The sequence below is a fragment of the Allobosea sp. 2KB_26 genome (assembly GCF_052115715.1).
In the GTDB taxonomy this organism is placed as follows: domain Bacteria; phylum Pseudomonadota; class Alphaproteobacteria; order Rhizobiales; family Beijerinckiaceae; genus Allobosea.
In genome coordinates, this window is the sequence record NZ_JBFRHE010000054.1 from 1 (window position 1) to 1,626 (window position 1,626).

Below are 1,626 nucleotides of genomic sequence, written 5' to 3' on the forward strand. Positions count from 1 at the left end.
CAGCGCCGCGTTCCCTTTACCGCGGGGTGGAGCAGCCCGGTAGCTCGTCAGGCTCATAACCTGAAGGTCGTCAGTTCAAATCTGGCCCCCGCAACCAAATCAAATATCAAACCCCGTCTCTCAAAAGAGGCGGGGTTTTCGTCGTTCAACGGGCTGATGTCGCCAGCCGCCACGCGAGGCGCACCAGCCGACACATGGCCTCAAGCGCCGCAGCCCGCTAATGGGCCCTATCGTCCACGGCCGCTCTAGAGCCCTGCGGCGAGCCCGGAGATGGTTTCGCGTAACCAACGATGCGCCGGGTCATGGTCATAGGACGCGTGCCGGATCATCGAGACGTCCGAATCCGGCAATTCCAGCGGAACCGGACAGGTTTCCAGGCCGAAGCGTTCGGCAAAGATCCGCACAGGACGTTCGGGCACGGTCGATACCAGGCGGGCTCCTTTCAGCAGGAACGGCACGGCCGCAAAATGCGGTGTCGTGACCGCGATCGTCCTGCGCCGCCCCGACGAAGTGAGAGCATCATCGACGACCCCATGGCCCCAAAGAAAATCTATCGGCTCGGTCGAGATTTGACCGTTTGTGAAGCGTCGAACGACGGCAGATGAAGAGGCGGCGAACCCTGAGATCCTGAAAACCCATGAGGACACAATGCGCCGATCGCTCAATCCTGCCGCGACGCTGCTTGCGGCGTTCGCTATAGCCGGCTGCGCGGCTCAAGCCGGTGAAGTCAGGGAAGAGCAGCGCATCTCCCGGCCTTCACCGGCAGCGTTGGCCGCGGTTGAGTCCCTCGGCAAAATGCCGATCGATGCATTCGAGCCGAGCGTCTTCGCCGCTCCCAACGGGCACAGCATTCCCTATCGCCTGCTCTCGCCGGCCGCTCAAAGCGAAGCGAAGCCGCCGCTCGTCATCGCACTGCATGCATCGGGCGGGATCGGCACCGATAATGTCAGTCAGGTCGGGCCCTTCATCCGGAGTTGGGCTGCTCCCACAATTGCCCGTGAATTTCCGTCCTATGTCGTCGTGCCGCAATTTCCGACGCGCAGCGCGAACTATACCGGCGACGGCGGCAATCGGGTTGCAAAACCGAGCGACCACCTTGCCGACGTTCTGGCATTGGTCGAGGACTTGAAACGGCGCTTGCCGATCGATCCGCAGCGGGTCTACCTGGTCGGGTTCTCGATGGGGGCGTCGGCGGGGATCATCGCCGCGGCAACAAAGCCCAAGGCGTTCGCCGGCGTCGTCGCATTCTCGGGGGTTCCGCCGCATCGCAGCCTGGCGAAACAAGCGGCGAAGGTCCCGTTCCTGATCGTCCATGGAACGGCTGACCGCGAGAATCCGTATGCCGCATCGAGATCATGGGCCGATGCGTTGGCCCTGGCTGGCGGTTCGCCGATGTTCGTGACCTATGACGGGATGGACCATAAAGTCAGCCCGGATCAGTTCCTGGCGCCGGAATGGCGCACTTGGCTCTTCAGTCAGTGCGGATTCCGACGAATTCGGCGGGCAATTCCGATATGAATTCGGCACCCTGTTCCGATTTCATTCCGGCACCCCATTCCGATTTGAAGCCGGCAGGTGCGAGGTGATTTGCCTGGGTCGTTCGTGATGATTGTCGTGGATGGATTT

The 1,626-nt window shown here is 61.9% G+C and carries 2 protein-coding genes and 1 tRNA gene; 2 read left to right on the forward strand and 1 reads right to left on the reverse strand.

What is annotated here, in order from left to right; translation table 11 throughout:
- Window positions 1-20 precede the first annotated feature (20 nt).
- Window positions 21-97, forward strand: a tRNA-Met gene (locus AB4099_RS35155).
- 148 nt (window positions 98-245) lie between these two features.
- On the opposite strand, the gene AB4099_RS35160 is transcribed toward AB4099_RS35155, so the two are convergent.
- Window positions 246-665, reverse strand: a complete 420-nt coding sequence (locus AB4099_RS35160; protein ID WP_441481499.1) for a type 2 periplasmic-binding domain-containing protein — start codon at window positions 663-665, stop codon at window positions 246-248.
- On the opposite strand from AB4099_RS35160, the gene AB4099_RS35165 reads away from it, so the two are divergent.
- Window positions 649-1,518, forward strand: a complete 870-nt coding sequence (locus AB4099_RS35165; protein WP_441481500.1) for a carboxylesterase family protein — start codon at window positions 649-651, stop codon at window positions 1,516-1,518. The genes AB4099_RS35160 and AB4099_RS35165 overlap by 17 nt on opposite strands.
- Window positions 1,519-1,626: the final 108 nt, after the last annotated feature.

Excerpts from the sequence above, each read along its gene's own strand:
- AB4099_RS35165 (WP_441481500.1), top strand. The coding sequence starts at position 649 with ATGCGCCGATCGCTCAATCCTGCCGCGACGCTGCTTGCGGCGTTCGCT.